Below are 22,774 nucleotides of genomic sequence, written 5' to 3'. Positions count from 1 at the left end.
TTAAGCTAAAAAAAGACCGGACAAATGCCCGGTCTCAGTTTATTGATATACTTACTTATTATTTTTTGATAAGTTTAGTATTGTATGTGTTTTTGTCATCCTTAAGAGTGATCACATACATTCCTTTGATCAATGATGCAACATTAATTCTGTTGTTACCATCAGTCTGACCTTGTTGAACTAATCTTCCGTCTGCACTGAAAATGCTGTAATCAGCTTTTCCTTTCAGGTTTTTAACTTCCACGAAAGTATCTGCCGGGTTTGGATAGATAGAAATTTCAGATGTTTTCGGACCATTTACATCATTTACTGCCAATCCGCTTGTGATTTTTACAGAGAAATCTTTAAATGAACCCTGCGAAATAACACCTCCACCATTTACAGGAACAGACGGGCTTCCACATGGCCCAGTAGCCTTATTAAAGAAACTGTTTGCCACTCTCATTCTTAAAAGTTTATTACCTGAATATGCAGTAGCAGGAACGGTAAATGTAAGTGTTCCCGTATATTGACCATTACTAGGTGGAATTGTACTTACAGAACCTACTTTCTCGGAAGCTTCAAAAACACCATTTCTATTATAATCTATCCACACTTCCATATTGTCATTATAAGTGGCCGTTGCGTTACCTACATTAAAATAAGACAATGTGTATTGTGTTCCTTTGGTTAAATTAATCAATTTACTTGCATCTTCGGTAAAATCCTTATAAGTACTGAAAATAGTCTGATAAGTCAATTCTGAATAAGCTAAATTGGATAGATTCATTTGAGCAAGACCGCTGTTATAGCTAAAGCTGGCAAAACTGTTTCCTCCGGTTGTCATTAAACAGTAATCTACTCCTGTTTTCAATCCTTTTGTCTTGAAAGTATAATTATTTGAGAATGTTCCCGGCACAGTATTTACAACAGCAGCAACCTGTACTTCATAATTCGTTTCATCTTCAAGAGTATTCAGGAGCACAGAGTTTGTAGTACTGGTTGCATTTGACCAGTTTGTTGCACCTGCTTTTCTATAATTAATTGAATAGGTAGCACCAGGAACACTATTCCAAGCTACTCTAGCTGTAGTTTTGAAAATCTCTGCATCTAAAGCTGCCACGCCAGTAGGTGCTGCCGTAGTAGAAGTAGGAGCTGTTCCTATATTTACCTGTGGAGATACTGCATAGAATACATTTCCAATTGCAGAAATTTTAAGTTTAACTGCTCCAGTTAAGCTAGCCGGCATTTGCGCAGTATAGCTTCCTGTATTTGGAGTAGAAGCAACCAATTCTGTCCATGTTGCTCCGTTTACAAGATCTGTAGTATATTCAATTTTTACATTGGCAACATTGTAAGGTGCTGTATTGGTATTGGCAACATCCCATGATATTGTATTAGATGCGTTATTATACAATACAGTAGAAGCGGTAAGGCCTGCAAACTTAAACGGTCCGTCATTTCCAACAGTAACTGTTGTTTCAGAAGAAGAAAGCATAGGTCTTGTTGCATTTTCATCTCTTACAGTAACAGCATATTTAAGTGTTCTAGGAATATAAGATACTGTTTCCCATTTAGTTTTATCTGTTAATTTTCCAGCCATAACAATAGGCAGGCTTGGGAAATATCTTCTTCCGCTTGTTGTTCCAAAATAGGATCTTGTTATAGCTCCCTGTGCATTGTATCCCCATCCGCTGTCTCCAGAAATTGAGTTGTAAGAATCAACACTGTCATACTGTTCCCATGCATATTTAACAGGATCGGTATCTGTAGCCGATGCCTCTAAATAGTAAGCAGTTCCTTTAGGAATATTATAAACACCCAGAGAAGAAATTACAGGGGCAGTATTGGTTGTAATAGTTTCTGAAGTCCCACAAGTGGTTTTACCATCCAGGCTATTTAATATCTGATTAATAGAAGAATAATGGAAATAAGCATCAGTAAAATCCTGTACATTATCTCCGGTAATCCCGGCATATCCCATAATAGTTGTACCACCACCCGGTTCTATATTCACTCCTGATCCTTCTGAAACATGAGAGAACGTATGGTTAGCCCCCAACTGGTGACCCATCTCATGCGCCACATAATCAATGTCAAAAAGATCTCCTGTCGGGTTGGTATTCTGAGTAAATGCAGAGCCTTTCGCTAAAGAAGTTGTCGTTGCAGGGTTTACACATGTTGATGCAATAGAACCTGCATTACCGTTTCCTCCCGCAGCATTGAATACGTGTCCCATGTCGTAATTTGCATTACCTACCTGAGATGTTAAAGTCTGCTGAAGATTTAGGTTTAAGTTTCCTGTATATGGATCTGATGCAGGATTTGTGAATATGATAGCCGGAAGATCCTGAATGATTGCTTTAATACCGAATTCTTTTTCAAAAATACCGTTTACACGAGTCATGGTCGCATTCATTTGGATTACTGTATTCACAATTCCACCTGAAGGGTCAAATTTCTTTGTGTACTCTCCCGTAGTTGAAAGTGCCAGCCTGTAGGTTCTGTATTTTGTAATAGCAGGCCTGTTGGTAATTCCTACATTAGAAAGATTTTTTTTCCCGTTAGCTTCCAGTAATTTGATATCTTTAATATCTTTTTCTTCTGTAGAACATTCAAATCCATTATCACTTGCTGTTCTTTTTGTTTTGTAGAATACACCGTAAGTCTGCTTATCTGTAGTGATAGGCTCAATGAACTGGAATACACCGTCTTTGATGATCATAGACTGCATCTCTGTTGGAGCAGTACTGAATCTAACATATTTAGAAGGATCATCAACCCCTACACCTACATATGAACCTAATTGGTATCTGTCTGCCATAGATTGCTCTACAACCGGATCGCTGAATACTGCAAACTTTTCAACTTTTCCTTCTGCAGTAGGAAGGGAAACGATAACCGCTTTTGCCCCTTTACCTGTTTCTACAGCGTCTTTTAAAAGATTTCTAAGTGATGCAAGATCCACTTTGTAAGAGTACTGCACTTCAACTTCTTTTCTGATCTCAGACGTTTTTTGTGAGGCAGGTACCCATCTCTGTGCATTAAAGCTGGCAACGCCGGCCGTCAATGCACAAGCTAGTAAAATTCTTTTTTTCATAATGATCTATAAGATAGAATTAATAGATTTTAAATATCCAAAGCAAAAATAACAATTTATCACATAACAAAATCAAAAATAATAGCTAATTTTAATCAAACCGCTATTATTTTTACCATTAATGAAGTGTTTGCTTATTCCCATTTCATAGGAAATAATACGAATTTCTATTTTTTTAATCTTGGCAAATTGGATTTTTGACACAGCAGCTTTATAAACCACTCTAAATACAAACTGAATATCAGATCTTTATAATACAACTTATACAGCTACCTCTAAAATGATCTTGTTAAGCATAAAATACCATAACCGATCCGGAAAGATAACAGAAAAGCAGATTGAAGAAATGCAAAGCAAATAAAGGAAATCAGCTGGTAAAAAAACCTAAAAACATAATAGTTTCGGCCGCTCAAAGAGCGGCCGAAACAAATTATTTACATTAATATTATTTCAATTTCGTTATTCCCATTTCATACAGGGCAAAAGAAATAAGGTCTGCATTTTCGCTGATCACCTGATCGGTTGCCCTTCCGGCTCCGTGGCCTGCATTTTTCTCAATTCTTAATAAAATCGGATTTTTACAGCTCTGCTTGTCCTGGAGTTCTGCCCCGAATTTGAAAGAGTGCGCTGGAACTACCCTGTCATCATGGTCACTTGTAATGATCATTGTGGAAGGGTAACATGTTCCTTTTTTCACATTATGCACCGGGGAGTAGGACTTAAGATATTCAAACATTTCTTTGCTGTCTTCCGCAGTTCCATAGTCGTACGACCAGCCTGCTCCTGCCGTGAATTTGTTGTATCTCAGCATATCCAGAACTCCTACGCCAGGGAAAGCTACCTTTGCAAGATCAGGACGCATGGTCATTGTTGCTCCAACAAGCAGCCCTCCGTTCGATCTTCCGGATAATGCCATGTATTCTTTTGAGGTATAGCCTTTACTCTGAAGATATTCTCCTGCTGCAATGAAGTCTTCAAAAACATTTTTCTTCTGAGTTTTTGTGCCGGCATCGTGCCATTTTTTGCCATATTCACCACCACCGCGAATATTCGGCACTGCATAAATTCCTCCGTTTTCCATCCAGATGGCATTCACTACGGAGAATGAAGGCTGAAGGCTGATATTGAAACCTCCATAAGAATACAGGATCGTCGGATTTTTACCGTCAAGTTTTGTCCCTTTTTTATAATTGATCATCATGGGAACTTTGGTCCCGTCTTTTGAAGTATAAAATACCTGTTCAGAAATATAATCTTCCGGATTAAACTTCACTTTCGGTTTCTGATAAATTTCTGATTTCCCTGAATCTGCATTAAATTTATAAGTAGTTCCCGGTGTAATATAGTTGCTGAAAGAGAAATAAAGTTCTTTTTCCTCTTCTTTACCGCTGAAACCACCTACGTTCCCTTTTCCTGGAAGTGCAATTTCTCTTAACAGCTTTCCTGTTCTGTCAAATTGTTTTATCTGATCAATTGCATCAATCATATAGGTGGCAAAGAAATAACCGCCTCCTGTAGATATTCCCAAAACATTTTCTGTCTGTGGGATAACGTCTTTCCAGTTTTCAGGTGAAGGATTGGCAATGCTGGTTTTTACAAGACGCATATTCGGGGCATCTTTATCGGTAAAGATAAAAAGATCATCTCCCTGAGTATCTACAATGCTGGCATTCACATCAAATCCTTTATTGATCTGTACAAAATCACCGCCTTTCTTTAAGTCTTTGATATACAATTCGTTTCCGTTTGTTGCATTGGCAGCAGAAATAATCAGATATCTCTGGTCTTCGGAAACGCCTGCTCCAAGATATCTTCTGGGTGTTTTATCGCCACCGAAGATTAGTTTATCTTCAGACTGTTTTGTTCCTAATATATGAAAATACACTTTATGCTTATCCGTCATTCCGGAAAGCACTGTTCCTTCTTTCGGTTTGTCATAGCTTGAGTAGTAGAAGCCCTCATCACCCTGCCAGGAAATTCCGCTGAATTTTACATCAACCAACGTTTCGTCGATCTGTTTTTTGGTGATCGCATCGATGACAATGATCTTATTCCAGTCACTTCCGCCTTCAGAAATGGAATAGGCCGCAAGGTTCCCTTTTTTGTTGAATGACAGATTGGAAAGCGAGGTAGTTCCTTTTTCTGAAAATTTATTAGGGTCCAAAAATATTTCCGTTACCTTGGTCTTATTATCTGTTCTGTATAAGATGGACTGCGCCTGAAGACCATTATTTTTATAATAGTAGGTATAATCTCCTTCTTTGAAAGGTGCTGAAATTTTTTCATAATTCCAGATCTCCGTTAACTGATCCTTGATCTTATTTCTGAAGGGGATTTTTGAAAGATAATTCTGGCTGTAGGCTACTTCATCATCTACCCACTTCTTTGTAGCGTCAGAATCGTTTTCAAGATCTCTGAAAGGGTCTGCAACAGCATTACCGAAATAAGTATCTGTCTGACTTCCTTTTACTGCTTTGGGATAATTCATTTTTTGAGAATAAAAAGTTGCTGAAAACAGGACTCCAGCAGTTAATAACATAGGCTTAAAATTCATAATCAAGGGTTTTCTCAAAAATACGCAAAGTATATGAAATACAAAAAGCCCTGAAACCAGAGCTTTTATTACTATTTTTCAAAGACCGTTATTTAGATCCGAAGCTTTCAAAATAAAAATCCGTCAATCCTGAGACAATTTCATCAGGACTTCCGTTCCAATAGTATGTTTTTCCGCCTTCGTTAAGCTGGTAGAGGCTGAACTTTTGTTCCGTTTCCACCGTTTTATCTGCATTTTTAAAATCCTGTACGCTTTGAACCAGATATTTCTTAAGATCTTCAGGCTTAACATTTTTGATATCTCCCGACGGAATATCAGAAAATTTTGCAGGAACTTTGAAACTTACCGAATAATTAACCTCAGCAATTTTCTGATCTTCTATATGTTCATTCTGGACAATTTTTACGTCTTTCACGGAAAGCTTTCCGTTTTTAAAATTCTCCATCATGGCTGTGAAATACTCTTCAGCCTCCTTTCTGCAGGCATCTGCCGTGGGTTTGGAAAAAGCGGATAAAAAGTTGTCTGTGCTTTCTTTCATCATGTCCCTGGAAACGGTTTTAAAATCTATCTCATATGCATTCTCTCCTTCTACAGTAGGTTTTAAATAATCATTCAGTTTAGAAAGCATGGCTGCATCGTTTTTAACAAAGGTGCCAAAGTACATTTCAAATACTTCCGAAGGTTTTTTCACTTCTGTCTGAGCCAGAAGATTTTGACTTAATAATGCCAGCATCATGAATATAACGATCTTAAAATTCTTCATAATTATATTTTGTTTGGTTTTCTACTCCCTTAAACCGATGATTCAAAGCAAAAAAAAGCTCCTGAAATTCAAGAGCCTAATTTATAATTTATTTTTTTTAATAATTTTCTTCTTCTCCCTTCATCTTTTCTGCATTTTCCGCCATGATGACAGCGTCTATCATTTCAGAAATATCTCCATTCATATAGGCATCCAGATTGTACATGGATTTATTGACTCTATGGTCCGTTACCCTTCCCTGAGGATAATTGTAGGTTTTGATCTTGGCAGAACGGTCCCCTGTAGAAACCATTGATTTACGTTGTGCCGCAATATCTCCCTGAACTTTCTGTAATTCTATATCGTATAGCTTGGTTCTTAGCATTTCCATTGCCAGTTCACGGTTAGCCAGCTGAGAACGGGCCTGCTGACAAACAACCACCATACCTGAAGGTTTGTGCGTCAGCTGAACTTTAGTTTCAACCTTGTTTACGTTCTGACCTCCGGCTCCGCCTGAACGGGATGTCTGCATTTCGATATCTGCAGGATTCAGCTCAAAATCCACTTCTTCGGCTTCCGGCAGTACGGCAACCGTGATCGCAGAGGTATGAACTCTTCCCTGGGATTCTGTTTCAGGAACACGCTGTACACGGTGAACCCCGGATTCGAATTTCATGATTCCGTAAACGCCTTCACCTTCCACCTTCATGATCAGTTCTTTGTAACCTTTCGCTGCTTCATTAGAATCCGTCACTTCATGCTTCCATCCTTTTGTTTTGAAGTACATGCTGTACATTCTGTAGATATCTTCTACAAAAATAGCAGCCTCATCACCTCCTGTTCCGGCACGTAATTCTACAATGATGTTTTTGTCGTCGGCCGGATCTTTAGGAATCAGCAGAACTTTTAAATCTTCTTCCAGGCCGGGAATTTTAGCCTGGGCTTCCATTTTTTCTTCTTTGGCAAGGTCCACAAGGTCTCTGTCCGATCCGTCGGCGATGATTTCATCAGATTCTTCAATCGCATCCAGAGCGCCTTTATACTGGTCGTAAACTTTTACAATCTTTCCTAAATCACTGTATTCTTTATTCAGAGAAGAATATTTTTTTTGATCTGAAATGATATCAGGCTGTATAATAAGGTCGGCAACCTCATTATATCGTTGTTTAATAGCTTCTAGTTTTGGAATTAATGATTTAGACATTATGCAATTTTTGAGAGTGCAAAGATAAGAATTTATTAATTCAAATTAAAATTCCTTTACCGTGTCCTATCCACTTAATTTTTTGAAGCATTAAGGTTTAAAAGGTTTTCTGAATCACCGGAAATATTTTTATTTAAGGATTTGATTATTGTGAAGGTTTTTTTAAAAATTTCCTGTCAATTACATATAAGATCAGTCCAACAGCTACAATTCCAAGTCCTATAATGCTTTCTTTAGGATTATGAATGAGTGTAAAATAGAGGATATACATACTGAACAGCAGAAAAACTGCGGGAAAAATATAAAACATATTGGATTTGAATATTTTCCGACGGTCTTTTTTAAGAAAGAAAACGGTTGAAATGGAAAGGCTGGCAAATAGCTGAAGAATGAAAGCAGTATACACAAAGATCTCTTTAAAGCTTCCCGTTAAAATGATCACTGAAGCAATTACAGCATGTGCAAAGATGGCTCTTACCGGAATTCCTTTTTTGTTGTTGACAGAAAGTGACCTCCACAAATGGTTTTCCTTCGCAAAAGCCTGTGTAAGCCTTGAACCTACCCATAAATAGCCACTGATAGTAGCAATCAGCTGTAAAGCAATAAAAACATTGACGATTTTTCCAAAACCGGTTCCCAACATATGGCCCGCAGCTTCCCCCATTACATCTTCTTTTCCGGCCAGCTGGCTTACAGGCGCATGTTTCAGCATGATAAAATTGACGAGCAGGTAACTCACCGTCACAAAAACAGTTCCCACAATTAAAGCTCTGGGAAAATTTTTCTGAACATCCTTTATTTCTCCCGCAATATAAGAGGCGGAATTCCAGCCGGTATAGGAGTAGGTAACAAAAACCAGGGAAGTTGCAAAAGCCGGAAGCATGATCTCATCTTGCCAGCTGTCAGTAAATTTCAGGCTGTTTCCCGCATCGGATGCTGAAAGGACAATTCCAAGGATCACAAGAACAATGATAAAAGCAATCTTGATAAAAGTGAAAAAATTATGGAATCTGCTTGATGTTTTAAGGCTGAATGATAAAGCTGCCGCTACAAGAAAAATGAATCCTATGGCAAAGCCGCTTCCGAAGATATAATTAAACGCTGAGAGGTATTTGGACATCGCAAGTGCGGCCAAAGCTACGGGTGCAGAAAATCCAATGATCAGAGAGATCCAGCTTACCAGATACCCAAACACAGGATGATAGGTTTCTTTAAGATAAATATAGTCTCCACCGTTTCCTTTAAAATAAGATCCCAGCTCAGCATAACAAAATGCCCCGGACAAAGCAAGAATTCCGCCGATAATCCATAAGAGGAAAATACTGTAGGTATTGGTAATATCAGACAGCTGAAAACCTAAAGTTGTAAATATCCCTGTCCCGATCATATTGGAGACAACGACAGCGGCAGCGGTTTTCCAGCCGATCTGGTGTGTAGCAGTACTCATTTGGCAGTTAAAAATTAAAATTAAATCTTCCGAAGAAGTCATTTCCCGGTGTTCACATATGAACAGGTTTATATAAATCTACTGGAATATTTTTAATTTTCAAAAAAACGGGTTTATATTTCACTTGGACTGACCAGCCAATAAAAAAGAGGGACAATGTGTTATCGTCCCTCTTTTTCCTATTGAATAATCATTTTCTGAATGGCAGTGCCTGTTTCAGACCACAGGTGAACCAAATAAGTTCCCGGTGGATAGTTTACCTTCAATTCATAAGTTCCGTTTTCAGTATTTAATTGAATTGAATCCACTTTTTTACCGCTCATATCAAAAATAACGATCTCCCCGTTTTTAGCTTTGTGGTATATTAATTTTGCCACACCGTTTTTCACAGGGTTATCTGCAATCTGCAGAGACAGTTTGTGAGCCGCATTCACATCAGATGTCGACAGCGCACCGGCATAATTTCCGAAAATCCTGAACTCTCCCGGCTGCAGGGTAACAGGAGCCGTTGTAGAAGCTATAGTCAAAACAGAGTTATCCATCAGGTTCTGCCACTGTCCTGTATAAGGGAAGTAAGGAACCACATTCTGAGCCGTAGTAGTATAGTTGGTCAGAACCACAATATTCTTCACTCCGGCTATTGAACTGTCGTATACATAAATCCTCGTGATCAATCCTTCAGGGTCATTGGTAAGGTTGTTGGATTCTACAGTATATGTTTTTGATTTGAAAACCGGATAGGTATTTCTGATATTGATAATTTTAGCCCAGGCATCATATACTGATTTTCTGTTGGCGTTGGTATCATAACCTAAAGCAAAGGCAACAGGTTTTTCATCTGTCCGGCATCCGTTGCTGATTGTACCGTCTGCACATCGGTTGATACTGAATTCATAGCCCAGCTCACCAAACTGCCAGATCATTTTCGGACCGGGAATGGTGAAGAATGTTGCTCCGAAGGTTTTCATTCTTTCCAGGGCCGTATTCAGATTGGTCACGTTGTATGCTCCGTTCACTGCACCATACGCAAGGTTTTTAAACATTAATCTTTCTTCGTCATGACTTTCACCGTACCCTACAGCATGCATATTGGTAAAACCGTGAAGGCTGTGATTCATCCTGTCATAGTTACTATTTTCCTTATAACCCATTGTATTCTGGTTGTAAGGTTCGGTCTGTTTGTTCCAAAGCATTACACCTTTTCCTTCAGCAATTCTATAGTTGGCCCACTGCTGTTCTTCAGCATCTGTTCCCAAATGTTCGAATATCATGTAGGAATTCGGATCGATTGCCCATTGCTTGTCCGCATAATTTTTCATAATATCCACCCTGTCCTGCTGGTAAGCATTGGTACAGGCTTCATCGTTTTCAGAACAGCTTTGAGTAAATCCTTTTGTCAGATCCCAACGGAATCCATCAATATGATATTCTGTCAGCCATTGCTGGAGACTTCTTTCAACGTAATATTGCGTTGAAGGACTTGTATGGTTGAAGTCATTAAATACATTGTATGAATGTTTAGGAACCTGATTGAAATAAGGGTTATTGGCAGCAATATCACCATACCCGTCTCCATCAGGATCAATATTCCAAAGTCTGGCCAATGGAGAACGTCCTGTTGCATGGTTAAATGCGACATCTAAAATAACAGCTATCCCGTTCTGGTGGCACAGGTCAACAAATTCTTTGAATTTTTCAGGAGTTCCGTAAGCTTTATCCAATGCATAATGGAAAGAAGTATTGTATCCCCATGAAAGATTGCCTTCAAACTCCATAATAGGAAGAAGCTCTACAGCATTGATATTCAGGTTCTTTAAATAAGATATCTTATTAATTAATGACTGCCAGTTTTTTTCCTGTGTAAAATCTCTCAGTAATAATTCATACACCACCAGATTTTCCTTAGCAGGTCTTTGAAAGTTGGTCACCTGCCAGCTGTAAGGCGTCTGCCCGGTTTTAAATATAGATACTTCAAAGTTCTGCCCTACAGGAAACGCAGGTAAATTCGGATAAGTGGAGTTTGAAATCCACTGATCATCATAGGAAGATAAAATTTGTGGAGAGAATGGATCGGCCACAATTTTCATGTCATTCGTTCTGTACTGGAATGTATACAATTGTTGTGGAGTCAGCCCACTCAGTTCAATCCAGTAAAGATCCGGATTGGCAGTATCTCTTTTCATTAAATAGGTGTCATTCACCGCCCAGCTATTAAAGCTTCCGATGACATGTACAAAATTTTTATGAGGGGCATACAGGGCAAGACCCACTTTGGTCTGATCCGTAGGATTATAATTGATCCCCTGTCTGATCCAACCCGGAATTGCTTCAGAAACTACATTTCTTGGAACCTGCAGCATGAATGTGGCATTCTTGGAATTTGAACTGGCATCCGTTGCAATCAGCTCCATATTGGCATCCTGGGTTACGGTATAGCTATAGCTGTATGACTGTGCAGGAGTTGAAGTAGAGTTGACAACGGTTCCGTTTGCTTTTAACTGAAAGATTGTGGCAACATTGGTTGTGGCTGTAATATTGACTGAATTTCCCACAGGAACTGTAGTCAGACTATTCGCAGCCGGATTGGTTAAGTTTAAATTTAAGATACCTACATTGACAAATATATCCGGTGAGGTCTGGTGAGCGCCCGTTTTATCTTTTAATAGAAAACCGAACCTTCCGATCCCCGTTCTCCCGTAAAAAGCAGTCGGGGTAAAAGTTACGGAATAGGTATCTGTTCCTGAATTATAATTCAGCTTATTCAGCTCATTGGAGCTATTCCAGCTTCCGTTGGTAGGACAGTCCTGGCTGTTCTGATAATTGGTATCGAAGGACCACGACCAGATATAGACCGCATTATTTGAAACGCCCCAAGCCGTTTCATCAATCTGATCTCCGGGAACAGTTAAAGTAACAGCATCTGTTTCATTGAATGGATTTGGAGAAACCGTATAGTTGATCTGTGCAAAAACAAAGGTCGCAACAAACAGATAGACAAGGGAATAAAATTTTTTCATTTCTTATTTTTTATCGAATATAGGATTTATTTTTCTTTTAAGTATTCATTTTTTGCTGAAGAGACATTACAAAAAAAGGCCCATGAAAAAAATTCATGAGCCTTTACAATAAAAGTAATTGTAATGAACTATGTTTTAAAATACAGCAAAAGCCTTACTTTATTAATCAAACGGATCAGGACCTAGTTTTTAATAATCTTTTTAGAAAAACTCTGCCCGTTCTTTAACTTTATTTCTACAACATAAACTCCATTCGGAAGTCCGTTCATATTGATTTGGCTGTTGCTGAACTGTACATTATTAAGCTTTTGTCCAACCATATTGATAATACTTACACTTTCAATTAGAGAATCTGTCTTGATATTGAGAATTCCATTCGTAGGATTGGGATAAATTCCCATGGTATCAGTATTTCGGATGATATCGGATGTTCCTAATGCGGGAGCTGTCTTTATACACCTTACAGCAGAACCCTGTCCTCTCATTGCTCCTGAAGAAGGATTGGCAATCGTAGAGCCTATATATAAAAATTTTCCTCCTGAGTTTGATGTGTCTGAGCTCCAGAAATACCCTCTCTGACCTGCAAATGTAAGATCTCCGTTTGAAGAGCTTCTATAGCCCGATGCAGGAAGCTTTAAGCGGCTGTTGTAAGCCGTTCCGGGATTAGCGATATTTTCTGAATTAACAATATCTGTCCACTCTGCCTGAGAAGGCATCTTCCATCCTGGTCCAACTGCCCTGCAAGGATCTGCCCCAATGGTATTGGATACATTGGCCGGGTTGGATGCCGTCCATTTATCCGTAGCAGCAAAAGTGCCCCACCATGAAGGAGATCCTATGATAAAAGCATTGATACCTGCCAATCCATCCGGTGAATTCGGTGCCGTTGGTGCTGCCGTAGCTGAATTTCTGAGCTGATGGCCGTCATCCCATCTTCCCCACTGAAAAAGATCTCCGTATGAAGCCTCATCCCCCGTTGCAGAGGCAACCTGAGAACTTCCAAGGTTCTGCTGCAGCCAGATATTTCCGTCGCCACCTCTTACCGTTGCATAGGTAACCTGCTGTCCCCGGTAGGTAAAAGTTACACAACCTGTATCTCCGGCATTACTTCCTGGATCTGTATTGCTGCAGCCCGGCGGAACTCCGTCCATTGGAATTCTTTTCACCCTGGTAACATCTTCTGAATAGGCAAGCACCAAGTAATTATTCGCTCCGTCAATTGCCAGATCATTGTATTTTGCTTCTCCGGCAGAAATAAAATCTCCCCCAAAAGTCACCCAATCCTGTATAGCCGTATCAAATTTATAAACCGTATTTCTTAATAAGTCATCATTTTCAAAACGGCTGGCCACCACGTAAGGCTGCCCGGACTCGGTAACCGCTATAGCCACATGCTGTACCTTCCCGTCGGAAAAATTAGCGGAACCAAGCTGCACCCACGCATTTCCTTCAAATTTCTTTACATTTAATTTCTTTCCGTTCGCCGAACTGGAAGCATAAGCCACGTAAAGAGTATTGCTCCCATCAATAGCTATATCTGATGTATACTGTTCTGACGAAGAAGCGGCATCCACGATACTTCCTCCAACCAAAGTCCAGGTATCTGTAGCGGCTGCCGAAACATCGTTCTGATATACCCTTACTCCGGCAGATACACTGCAGGTATATACTTTTTGATTAGATCCTATGACCATTTCTGCAAATGTAGCTCCGTTAGAAAATCCTGTATTTCCAACCTGTTCCCATGCTCCGTTTACATAACGCTGTACAGTTCCTGAATTCTGACTTCCAAATGTAAACAGAACATTGGATGGAGAAACCGCAGAAGCATGATAGTTGGCTGAAGATCCTGTAGCATTGGGAAGCTGCATCCACGAAGCTCCGTTGAACTGTTGTACTGCAATACCTGATCCCGGATAACCGATCTGATGGGTATAAAAAATATTCCCTGAATAGTCAAGAGACAAGGAACTAAAGGTTGCTGTCCCTTCCGTAATTCCGGCAGAACCTCCTACATAGGACCATGAAGTTCCATCGAATTTCTGTACAGAACCTTTGGTAACAGAAGTATCATAATAAGAAAGATAATAATTTCCTGCCTGATCTACTGCCAGATTATTATAACTGCTTCCTGCCGCTGAAACTCCCGGCACACCTCCTACATCTTCCCATTGCTGGGCATATAGATAACTTCCCCCCACGGTAAGCAACGCCAAACCTACCCTTATCTTACGGATTGCGAAATGTAAATTTTGAAACATATTTAATATTATTTTTAATTATTCTAAATTTAATTTAATTTTGCGCAAAATTACCTTACATCTTTAACCCCGGGTTATCATTTCCCAACTTTTTGTTATCCGCTGTAAGGGTTTATTTCAAATTGTATCATCTGTAAAATCATTTCATATGAAGAATCTATCCAAAAACGGATTACTGTTCAGCTCCGAACACATTAAAATCATGATGCAGACCGAGGAGCAGCCAGAAAAGTTTTCAAGATTACATATGATTGAGAGCAGGGCGAGTTTCAGCCTCCTTTTTCTGCTGAGTCCTAATATCAGGCTTGAATCCAATGACTGTGAAACAAAATTCCTGTTCAGAAAAAACCAGTATATCCTTCATTATTCTTCTAGTGAAAGCACAGCAGAGCTCTGGGCAGAAAATCAGGAAGCCATAAAATACCTCCAGATACAGATCAATTACCAGTACATTTTTAATCTTATCGACCCGGAATCCAGCAGGGAAAATGCGGAAATTTTAGAAAATATGATCCGGAACAATTATATTTTCCTTCATAAGAAAACGCCGCCTTACATGACTGTAGAAATGCAGATGATTGTAAAAGAACTGATCAGCTATTCAAAAAAAGGGATGGTGCAAAGATTATTTGTTGAGGCCAAGATCATTAAACTTCTCATTCTTATCTTTGAGCAGTTCAATGAAAAAAACAAGGCACAGCAAGAGCCGGGAATTTCTTTTGCAGTCAAAAAATTCATTGATGAAAATTATCATAAGAATATCCGGGCGGAAGATATAGGAAAGCTTACGGGTATTAACCAGAATAAGATCAGAAAGGAATTTAAGTCCCAGTATAATATGACGGTGATCAATTATATTTCGGAGCTGAGAATGCTTAAAGCCAGGAAAATGATCATCGACAGAGATATTATGATTAAGGAAATCGCTATTGACTGTGGCTATGAATATGTCCAGAATTTCACCCGGGCATTCAAGAAAAAATTCGGAGTTTCTCCCGAAAAACTGAGAAACGGATAATAAAAAAACCGCCTAATAAATTAAGCGGTTTATATATGTTGTTTTGCTTTGATATTACTTTTTCAGAATTAAGGTGAAAAAGCAATGACAATCAATTAATGATGATGTCCGTGATCATGGATGAAAGGTCCGTTCCCCTTAGGGTTGCTGAAGATTACTTCTACGCCTTCCTGCTCATTAAGCTCTTTTCTTCTGATATCTTCCGGGTCGAAAGGTTTTACTTTTCCGAAATATTCTTTCAGACCTTCAGTTAACCACATTGGGATTACCAAACCGAAGAACATGAAGATACACCAGAATCCCACTAAGAACATAACTATGAAGAATACGGTCCATAGGAACTGGTAAAACGGCCAAAATGCTGATAAAATCGTTATCATTTCTTAAAGATTTTAGGCAAAAATAGGACTTTTTTGTGTTGTACACAAAACATACAGGCCCTATTTTATAATTTATTTTGATTTTAAACTAATTAATGGGCAAGATCTGCAAAGAAATCATTGCCTTTATTGTCTGTAATGATGAATGCCGGGAAGTCTTTTACTTCAATTTTTCTTACGGCTTCCATCCCCAATTCAGGGAAATCTACGATATCTACAGATACAATATTGTCTTTGGCAAGGATGGCCGCCGGTCCTCCGATGGATCCAAGATAAAAGCCTCCGTATTGACCACATGCGGTTGTAACCTCTTTGCTTCTGTTTCCTTTGGCCAGCATGATCATACTTCCGCCGTGGCTCTGGAACTCATCAACGTATACGTCCATTCTTCCGGCAGTTGTAGGCCCGAAACTCCCTGAAGCCATTCCCTCCGGAGTTTTTGCAGGTCCGGCATAATAGATCGGGTGATTTTTGAAATATTCCGGCATAGGTTTTCCGCTGTCGAGGATCTCTTTGATCTTCGCGTGGGCAATATCCCTGGCTACGATCAGTGTTCCGTTCAATTTCAATCGGGTCCTGATCGGGTATTTTGATAACTCAGCCAATATTTCAGGCATTGGCTTATTCAAATTGATTTCAACGGCCTCTTCTAAGTGTGGAGGGGTATCCGGTAAAAATCTTTTGGGATCCTGTTCCAGCTGTTCAAGGAAGATCCCTTCTTTTGTAATTTTCCCTTTGATATTTCTGTCTGCAGAACATGAAACTCCCATTCCAACCGGACAAGAGGCAGCGTGACGCGGAAGTCTGATCACTCTTACATCGTGGGTAAGGTATTTTCCTCCGAACTGAGCACCAATTGCACTTTCCTGGCAGATTTTCTGAACTTTAGCCTCCCATTCAAGGTCTCTGAAAGCCTGTCCTGCTTCATTTCCTTCTGTCGGAAGGTGATCATAGTATTTTGCAGATGCCTTTTTCACAGCAGCCAGATTCGCTTCAGCAGAAGTTCCTCCGATGACAAGTGCCAGGTGATAAGGCGGGCATGCAGCTGTTCCAAGATCTGAAATTCTTTCTTTAACGAATTCTTCAAGGGACTTTTCATTCAGCAATGATTTGGTCTTTTGGTACAGGAATGTTTTATTGGCAGAACCCCCTCCTTTGGTTAAAAACAAAAATTCATAATAGTCTCCTTTTTTAGCATAAATATCAATCTGTGCCGGAAGATTTGATCCTGAATTTTTTTCTTCAAACATCGTTAAAGGAACCACTTGAGAATATCTGAGGTTTCTTTTCTGGTAGGTATTGTAAATTCCTTTACTAAGGTATTCTCCATCCTCAACTCCTGTATAAACATTTTCTCCTTTTTTACCCATTACAATTGCCGTCCCTGTGTCCTGACATGAAGGAAGCGCTCCTTCAACAGCAACTGCTGCATTCTGCAAAAGGTTATAAGCCACGAATCTGTCGTTATCAGTCGCTTCCGGATCGTCGATGATTTTTCTGAGACTTTCAAGGTGTGAGGAACGGAGCATGAAAGAAACATCAGCCATAGCCTCCTCAGCCAGGAGCTCAAGACCTTTTGGGTCAATCGTTAAAATTTCTCTTTCTCCCAGTTTTTCAACCTTTACGTAATCTGATGTAAGTTTTTTATACACCGTATCATCTTTCTGTATCGGATACGGATCCTGATATCTAAAATCCATTCAATTTTTGTTTGTGCAAAAATACGTCATCCTAAAAAAACATGAGTAAAATCAGTCATCCGTATTGATATTTATAATGATTATAAATTGCGGGATTCTGCGTTTATGATTAACTTTATAAAAATTTCAATCACAATGAATTACAGAATCGAAAAGGATACTATGGGAGAAGTTCAGGTGCCTGCAGATAAGTTTTGGGGTGCACAGACTGAACGTTCAAGAAATAATTTTAAGATCGGGCCTGAAGGTTCTATGCCTCACGAAATCATTGAAGCTTTTGCCTATTTAAAGAAAGCGGCGGCTTATACCAATGCTGACCTTGGAGTTCTTTCTGCAGAGAAAAGAGATATGATTGCCAGGGTATGTGACGAAATTCTTGAAGGAAAGCTGAATGACCAGTTTCCGCTGGTGATCTGGCAGACAGGTTCGGGAACTCAATCGAATATGAATATCAATGAGGTAGTTTCAAACAAAGCTCATGTCAATAATGGAGGAACTTTAGGCGAAAAATCCGGGGTTCACCCGAATGATGATGTAAACAAATCACAGTCTTCAAATGATACTTACCCTACCGCCATGCATATTGCCGCTTATAAAAAAGTGGTGGAAGCAACAATTCCGGCTGTTGAAAAGCTAAAGAATACCCTTGCAGCAAAAGCGGAAGCTTTTAAAGATATTGTGAAAATAGGGAGGACCCACCTTATGGATGCCACTCCCCTTACTCTGGGACAGGAATTTTCAGGCTATAAAGCTCAGCTTGAGTATGGATTAAAAGCTTTAAAAAATACACTGCCTCATCTTTCCGAACTTGCTTTAGGAGGCACTGCGGTGGGTACAGGGCTTAACACTCCGAATGGCTATGATGTAAAAGTAGCTGAATATATCTCGAAATTTACAGGTCATCCATTCATCACAGCTGAAAATAAATTTGAAGCTTTAGCAGCGCACGATGCGATCGTAGAATCTCACGGTGCTTTAAAACAGCTGGCTGTTTCTTTATTTAAAATTGCCCAGGATATCAGGTTACTGGCTTCCGGACCTCGTTCGGGAATCGGGGAAATCAATATTCCGGAAAATGAACCGGGGTCTTCTATTATGCCAGGGAAGGTAAATCCTACACAAAACGAGGCACTGACCATGGTTTGCGCTCAGGTCCTTGGAAATGACACCACAATTTCTTTTGCAGGAACACAGGGGAATTACGAGCTTAACGTTTTTAAACCAGTAATGGCCTACAATTTCCTCCAATCTGCCCAGCTGATAGCTGATGCATGTATTTCATTCAATGATCACTGTGCGGAAGGTATTGAACCGAACCATGAGAGAATTAAAGAACTGGTAGACAAATCATTAATGCTTGTAACCGCTTTAAATACTCATATTGGTTATGAAAATGCTGCAAAAATTGCAAAAACAGCCCATAAAAACGGAACCACTTTAAAAGAGGAAGCTGTTAATCTCGGTTTTTTAACCGCTGAACAGTTTGACGAATGGGTGAAGCCTGAAGATATGGTGGGAAGCCTGAAATCTATTTAATAAATACAAGTCAAATATTACAAAAGTCTCAGAAATTCTGAGGCTTTTATTTTAGATAAAAAACTGGTATTCAAAATTTAAAAATCTATTTCATAATTTCATATATTAGTGAGATAAATATTTAAAACTAATCTTTATGAAAAATTTAAAAAAATTCAGCAGAGAAAATCTGAAAGAAGTCTTTGGAGGCGCAGCTATTCCACGTTGCCCTGCTAACTGGTATCTTGTTCAGTATAATGGTTATTACGCATGCTGCAGTGTTCCTACAGACAATCCCTGTCAGGGAATGTGCATGGTGCATGTAGATATGTGTGCCACTCCGATAGAGGAAAATCCTATCTAAAATAATTGATGGAAAGGCCGGGAAGATGTTCCCGGCCTTTTTTATCCTGAAAACTCATCCAGCATATTTCTGAAAGGCATCATGTTATTCCTATGCAAAACGACAAGTTTTGTCGTACCTCACTAATACATTTGCTTTTAGAAACATTTCAGAAAGGTAAATAATTAAAACATGATTTTATGGAAAATATTTTAGACGACATTAGCGATTTTGACGAAGAAAGCAAGCGAATACTTCGAGGAAGTCGTATGATACAATTTGCAGAGCTAGAAAAAGGAAATTACGGAAGTGGTAAAGATCCTTTTGAAGTGATAAGAACCAATAAAACATTTGATGAAATCTCTAATGAGTATGCATTAAGTATGCATTAAGTACACCTTTTAGAAAAAATAGTGCTTTTTACAAACCTACAACTGAAGATTATGATGCTTTATCTCAAGATTTTTACACGGGAGGAATTAACTATGAACTTCTTTCAAAAGATTTAAAAGAAAAGTTAGGACTGATAAATAACTTCTTGTTTGAGCCAGAAAAATATTTATTGGAAGATAAAACTATTTATTCAGGTTCTTCCTCATTTAGCACTCCTGTATTCAGCAATGTTAAAAATAATAAACCCTTTTTGTATAAAAAGAACGATACAGAAGTTCAAGCTATTTTTGATTTAGGGAAATTAAATACTAGAAAAAATTTATTGAGTAACTCCTACAATTTTGGGGTTTATTTTGACAATTATAAAGTAACCTATAATCTAAATTTTATCTATAAGGATGGTGAGGATAAAAAATTCTCAGATACACAAACAAATGCAACTGAAAGCCCTTATGATTTTAAATTGAATGACGAATATATTGCAATAAAGTTATATACAGGGAATGCAGAGACCTTTATTGAATTTTTACGAATTATAAAAGGTAATTTACAAGCTGAACAAATGAAAAAAGATATTATCCGATATTATAAAAATTTCTTTGTAACAGCTGAAAATAATCCTGATATTATTGATGCTTTATATGAAAATATCCCTGATTTTGTTTTAGAAGGTCTTACAGATGAGATGCTTTGGAAAAATTTCATTTCGATTTCTGAACAAGCTATTAATGCATCTGGTACTAATGAAAACATATCGGTTATTAACTTGTTGAAAGGAATCAAAAATGGAGTTTGGTGGGGTAATCAAATTAATAATAATCCTGATGTGGTAAGAAAAGTTTTGAATAAAATTGAGGCTAAATATCTTGAAGATTTTATTATTGAATTATCTAAAGTTGGGCGCAAAGCTTGGAAAGATTCTGATTACCAAAATGCAATTAGTTATTCTCTTGAAATGAAAGATATCTTTAAAAATGGCGTTGTTGAAAACAGATTTGTTTACTGGAGTGGCTTTTTGGAAAAAGAAAAGAAATTTGAGGTTGGTTTTACCATTCATTCTTATGAAAATGGAAATCAAGCACCTTCAGAAAGCAGTTCTGAAACATTAGGTATCAATTATGCCTTTACTCCATTAAAAATACCAGATGATAAAGGAGATTATTTCATACCTACAATTGTTGCTAATTATTTTACTGAAAAACACATAGATGAAGACCGTTGGGCAATTTTGGAAAATATTACAGCAGGGTTATTGCCTGAATTTGAATTGGTTGCTTTTAAAAGCTTTTCTTCTTTAGCGGCAAAATTGAGATATTCCAAATATTTAAAGATCTTAGGAGAAAATCCCGCTTTTCAGAAAATATTAGTTGAACTTTCAAACACTAGATATATGGCAAAATATTTATCTTTGGAAGAGGAAGCGGCTGTAAGGCTTTACACATCAGGATATTATTCTGGTTTAAACAGGGCTATAAGAGGAGAAATCACAATGACGGAAGAGTATAAAGTGTATAAAGAGTTGCTCAATAATGCTTTGAAGAAATTGCCAAAAACCAGCTCATCAACTTTCTATAGATTAGAAAAAATGTCTCCTGAAATGGTGAGTAAAGAATATGCAATAGGTAAAACAATAGAGAAGAAAGGGTTTACATCTTCTACTTATGATTATATGTCAGCAGAAGAAATGATGTTTGATGATGCAGGTTTTAATATTTTAATAAAAATTACAGGAAAAAATGGGAAAAACATAGAAGCAACTTCAAAAATACCTGCTGAAAAAGAAATTCTATTTAAGAGTAATACAAAGTTTATTGTTGAAGAAATGAAACCTATGCCAAGTCCAATTAGCCCAAGTGAAAATATAATGTTTATTAAATTAATTGAAAAATAAAGATGGAAAATAAAGAAAAAAAACAGAGATTGGATTACCTATTATCAAGAAACGAGGTTTTAAGAGAAAAACTATTCTTTGACGCTCCAAAAGATTTAGATAAATTTAAAAAGGATAATGAAATTGAATACAAAGAATACTATTCTAATACTGAAGAAATCAGGGCATTAAAATTAGAGTTAATGACTCCCGAAGAAAAACTAGAATACTATCGTCAAAAAGAAATGGCTAAAGAAAAATATAAAAATTCTTAATAAGCAAAACCTTATAGTCTTTAGCCTTTTTTATCCTGAAAACTCATCCAGCATATTTCTTGTGGGAACAAAGAAAAGTGTTCCCGTAACCGCTGTACTGAAATCCAAAATCCTGTCGTAATTGCCCGCAGGATCTCCGATAAACATATTCCTCAGCATTTTCTTTGTCGTGCTGAATGTACTTGAATAAGCAATGAAATACGTCCCGAATTCATTGGAAGAAGGGCTTCCAAAAGGCATATTATCTCTTACAATCTTTAGCTCTTCGCCATTTTCACCTTCAATATTAGCTAAAGCAATATGAGAGTTGGAGGGTTTCACGGCATCTGACATTTCAATGTCATTTTCTTTTGATCTTCCTATAACTTTTTCCTGTTCTTCCGTGGAAAGACTTTTCCATGCATCCATATTGTGGAGGTATTTCTGGACAAACAGGTAACTTCCTCCTTTATACGGCAGGTCTTCGTCTCCTATTTTTGCAAAATAATCGCGGTCTTCCCCGTGCGGGTTCTCTGTTCCGTCTACAAAACCAAGAATAGAACGGGCATCCCAATACTTAAATCCATGGATTTCAAGAATACTTTCTGCAACAGGGCTTAACAGTTTTGAGATTTCTATGCCCATATCGAAAATAATGCTCTTATTGTCTGCTCTCAGATGAAAATGAAGGTCGCCCGGTGTGGAAACAGCGGTATACTTTACTCCTTTAATTTCTTCAAAACTGATCAATTCTTTAGGCAACGGAGTGGGAAGCTCCAATTTTTTCCAGCCTTCACTGCCGATTCCCATGACACAGCTCGCCCGGCTGTCCGGAAACCTGTTAAAAACTGAATTATTAAGATTGAGAACCAATGCACAAAGCTGTTGAAAAACGTCTTTCAGCTGTGGGCTGTCATTCAGTTTCCACACCATGAAAATCGTGTTGCTGTTAGGGTAATCCGTAACGTTCTGGGATTCTATGCTCATTGTTTTTAAT

The 22,774-nt window shown here is 38.3% G+C and carries 16 protein-coding genes; 6 read left to right on the top strand and 10 right to left on the bottom strand.

The window, feature by feature from the left end; genetic code table 11:
• Nucleotides 1-58: 58 nt before the first annotated feature.
• The 7 genes from IX38_RS02710 to IX38_RS02680 form a co-directional block, all read right to left on the bottom strand.
• The gene (locus IX38_RS02710; protein WP_034701282.1) at nucleotides 59-3,079 is read right to left on the bottom strand and encodes a reprolysin-like metallopeptidase; all 3,021 of its coding nucleotides are present in this window, start codon (nucleotides 3,077-3,079) and stop codon (nucleotides 59-61) included.
• A gap of 445 nt (nucleotides 3,080-3,524) precedes the next feature.
• Nucleotides 3,525-5,567 carry a prolyl oligopeptidase family serine peptidase gene (locus tag IX38_RS02705; RefSeq protein ID WP_394331173.1) on the bottom strand — a complete coding sequence of 681 codons (2,043 nt, stop codon included), beginning with the start codon at nucleotides 5,565-5,567 and terminating at the stop codon, nucleotides 3,525-3,527.
• Nucleotides 5,568-5,721: 154 nt separating this feature from the next.
• On the bottom strand, nucleotides 5,722-6,396 hold the full coding sequence (locus tag IX38_RS02700; protein WP_034701280.1) for a hypothetical protein: 675 nt from the start codon (nucleotides 6,394-6,396) through the stop codon (nucleotides 5,722-5,724).
• Nucleotides 6,397-6,493: 97 nt separating this feature from the next.
• Nucleotides 6,494-7,579, bottom strand: coding sequence for a peptide chain release factor 1 (gene prfA / locus IX38_RS02695; RefSeq protein WP_034701279.1), 1,086 nt, complete (start codon nucleotides 7,577-7,579; stop codon nucleotides 6,494-6,496).
• Between the two features lie 145 nt (nucleotides 7,580-7,724).
• Nucleotides 7,725-9,026, bottom strand: coding sequence for an APC family permease (locus tag IX38_RS02690; protein WP_034701727.1), 1,302 nt, complete (start codon nucleotides 9,024-9,026; stop codon nucleotides 7,725-7,727).
• A 179-nt stretch (nucleotides 9,027-9,205) separates the two neighbouring features.
• Complete coding sequence (locus IX38_RS02685; protein ID WP_034701278.1) at nucleotides 9,206-12,043, bottom strand: alpha-amylase family glycosyl hydrolase; 2,838 nt, start codon at nucleotides 12,041-12,043, stop codon at nucleotides 9,206-9,208.
• Nucleotides 12,044-12,225: 182 nt separating this feature from the next.
• Complete coding sequence (locus IX38_RS02680; protein ID WP_034701277.1) at nucleotides 12,226-14,304, bottom strand: T9SS type A sorting domain-containing protein; 2,079 nt, start codon at nucleotides 14,302-14,304, stop codon at nucleotides 12,226-12,228.
• A 148-nt stretch (nucleotides 14,305-14,452) separates the two neighbouring features.
• Between IX38_RS02680 and IX38_RS02675 the strand changes: the two genes are divergently transcribed.
• Nucleotides 14,453-15,322, top strand: a complete 870-nt coding sequence (locus IX38_RS02675) for a helix-turn-helix transcriptional regulator (RefSeq protein ID WP_034701276.1) — start codon at nucleotides 14,453-14,455, stop codon at nucleotides 15,320-15,322.
• Nucleotides 15,323-15,417: 95 nt separating this feature from the next.
• Here IX38_RS02675 and IX38_RS02670 read toward each other — a convergent pair whose 3' ends face one another.
• Together IX38_RS02670 and IX38_RS02665 are read right to left on the bottom strand one after the other, a co-directional pair.
• Nucleotides 15,418-15,702 carry a hypothetical protein gene (locus IX38_RS02670; protein ID WP_185097668.1) on the bottom strand — a complete coding sequence of 95 codons (285 nt, stop codon included), beginning with the start codon at nucleotides 15,700-15,702 and terminating at the stop codon, nucleotides 15,418-15,420.
• Between the two features lie 92 nt (nucleotides 15,703-15,794).
• Nucleotides 15,795-17,402 carry a fumarate hydratase gene (locus IX38_RS02665; RefSeq protein ID WP_034701275.1) on the bottom strand — a complete coding sequence of 536 codons (1,608 nt, stop codon included), beginning with the start codon at nucleotides 17,400-17,402 and terminating at the stop codon, nucleotides 15,795-15,797.
• Between the two features lie 135 nt (nucleotides 17,403-17,537).
• On the opposite strand from IX38_RS02665, the gene fumC reads away from it, so the two are divergent.
• From fumC to IX38_RS02640, 5 genes are all read left to right on the top strand, one after another.
• Nucleotides 17,538-18,938, top strand: a complete 1,401-nt coding sequence (gene fumC / locus IX38_RS02660; protein ID WP_034701722.1) for a class II fumarate hydratase — start codon at nucleotides 17,538-17,540, stop codon at nucleotides 18,936-18,938.
• Between the two features lie 136 nt (nucleotides 18,939-19,074).
• Nucleotides 19,075-19,281: a bacteriocin-like protein gene (locus IX38_RS02655; protein WP_034701274.1), complete on the top strand. Its 207-nt coding sequence runs from the start codon at nucleotides 19,075-19,077 to the stop codon at nucleotides 19,279-19,281.
• A 179-nt stretch (nucleotides 19,282-19,460) separates the two neighbouring features.
• On the top strand, nucleotides 19,461-19,652 hold the full coding sequence (locus IX38_RS02650; RefSeq protein ID WP_034701273.1) for a hypothetical protein: 192 nt from the start codon (nucleotides 19,461-19,463) through the stop codon (nucleotides 19,650-19,652).
• Nucleotides 19,653-19,798: 146 nt separating this feature from the next.
• On the top strand, nucleotides 19,799-21,544 hold the full coding sequence (locus tag IX38_RS21830; protein WP_051884411.1) for an ADP-ribosyltransferase domain-containing protein: 1,746 nt from the start codon (nucleotides 19,799-19,801) through the stop codon (nucleotides 21,542-21,544).
• Between the two features lie 2 nt (nucleotides 21,545-21,546).
• Nucleotides 21,547-21,798: a hypothetical protein gene (locus IX38_RS02640; protein ID WP_034701272.1), complete on the top strand. Its 252-nt coding sequence runs from the start codon at nucleotides 21,547-21,549 to the stop codon at nucleotides 21,796-21,798.
• Between the two features lie 30 nt (nucleotides 21,799-21,828).
• Here the strand turns inward: IX38_RS02640 and IX38_RS02635 are convergent, their stop codons facing one another.
• Nucleotides 21,829-22,764, bottom strand: a complete 936-nt coding sequence (locus tag IX38_RS02635; RefSeq protein ID WP_034701271.1) for a Dyp-type peroxidase — start codon at nucleotides 22,762-22,764, stop codon at nucleotides 21,829-21,831.
• Nucleotides 22,765-22,774: the final 10 nt, after the last annotated feature.

It is taken from the genome of Chryseobacterium luteum (genome assembly GCF_000737785.1).
GTDB classification, from domain to species: domain Bacteria; phylum Bacteroidota; class Bacteroidia; order Flavobacteriales; family Weeksellaceae; genus Chryseobacterium; species Chryseobacterium luteum.
The sequence above is the reverse complement of the archived record's forward strand: the minus strand, read 5'-3'. Positions and strand labels throughout refer to the sequence as shown.

What these genes read in the sequence shown, in the direction of transcription:
- IX38_RS02670 (WP_185097668.1), bottom strand. Translation starts at nt 15,702, where the DNA reads ATGATAACGATTTTATCAGCATTTTGGCCGTTTTACCAGTTCCTATGG.
- IX38_RS02680 (WP_034701277.1), bottom strand. Translation starts at nt 14,304, where the DNA reads ATGTTTCAAAATTTACATTTCGCAATCCGTAAGATAAGGGTAGGTTTG.
- IX38_RS02690 (WP_034701727.1), bottom strand. Translation starts at nt 9,026, where the DNA reads ATGAGTACTGCTACACACCAGATCGGCTGGAAAACCGCTGCCGCTGTC.
- IX38_RS02710 (WP_034701282.1), bottom strand. Translation starts at nt 3,079, where the DNA reads ATGAAAAAAAGAATTTTACTAGCTTGTGCATTGACGGCCGGCGTTGCC.
- prfA (WP_034701279.1), bottom strand. Translation starts at nt 7,579, where the DNA reads ATGTCTAAATCATTAATTCCAAAACTAGAAGCTATTAAACAACGATAT.
- IX38_RS02655 (WP_034701274.1), top strand. Translation starts at nt 19,075, where the DNA reads ATGAAAAATTTAAAAAAATTCAGCAGAGAAAATCTGAAAGAAGTCTTT.
- IX38_RS02635 (WP_034701271.1), bottom strand. Translation starts at nt 22,764, where the DNA reads ATGAGCATAGAATCCCAGAACGTTACGGATTACCCTAACAGCAACACG.
- IX38_RS02700 (WP_034701280.1), bottom strand. Translation starts at nt 6,396, where the DNA reads ATGAAGAATTTTAAGATCGTTATATTCATGATGCTGGCATTATTAAGT.
- IX38_RS02685 (WP_034701278.1), bottom strand. Translation starts at nt 12,043, where the DNA reads ATGAAAAAATTTTATTCCCTTGTCTATCTGTTTGTTGCGACCTTTGTT.
- IX38_RS02650 (WP_034701273.1), top strand. Translation starts at nt 19,461, where the DNA reads ATGGAAAATATTTTAGACGACATTAGCGATTTTGACGAAGAAAGCAAG.
- IX38_RS02675 (WP_034701276.1), top strand. Translation starts at nt 14,453, where the DNA reads ATGAAGAATCTATCCAAAAACGGATTACTGTTCAGCTCCGAACACATT.
- fumC (WP_034701722.1), top strand. Translation starts at nt 17,538, where the DNA reads ATGAATTACAGAATCGAAAAGGATACTATGGGAGAAGTTCAGGTGCCT.
- IX38_RS02665 (WP_034701275.1), bottom strand. Translation starts at nt 17,402, where the DNA reads ATGGATTTTAGATATCAGGATCCGTATCCGATACAGAAAGATGATACG.
- IX38_RS02705 (WP_394331173.1), bottom strand. Translation starts at nt 5,567, where the DNA reads ATGAATTATCCCAAAGCAGTAAAAGGAAGTCAGACAGATACTTATTTC.
- IX38_RS02640 (WP_034701272.1), top strand. Translation starts at nt 21,547, where the DNA reads ATGGAAAATAAAGAAAAAAAACAGAGATTGGATTACCTATTATCAAGA.